The following is a 227-nucleotide window of genomic DNA, read 5'->3' on the forward strand; positions in this document are numbered from 1 at the left end:
GTAAAAGTAAGTTTATCTATGACTTTGATAAGGATATTTACATTTGTCCTAATAATGTAGCCTTAATTTATAAAACAACAACTAGAGATGGATATAGGGAATATAGATGTTTTCAGGAAATTTGCTTTCACTGTCCACATAAAAATAAGTGTTTTAGTGAGAAAGCTAAATATAAAACTGTCAGAAGACATGTTTGGGAAGATTATAAAGACGACAATAAAAATTTT

At 27.3% G+C, this 227-nt stretch carries 1 protein-coding gene; it reads left to right on the forward strand.

Annotation, left to right across the window (positions count from 1 at the left end; all coding sequences use genetic code 11):
• A partial coding sequence (locus tag CPJCM30710_RS17655) for a transposase (protein ID WP_212905408.1) occupies positions 1 to 227 on the forward strand: 227 nt, incomplete at both ends.

It is taken from the genome of Clostridium polyendosporum, from assembly GCF_018332455.1.
In the GTDB taxonomy this organism is placed as follows: Bacteria; Bacillota; Clostridia; order Clostridiales; family Clostridiaceae; genus Clostridium_AY; species Clostridium_AY polyendosporum.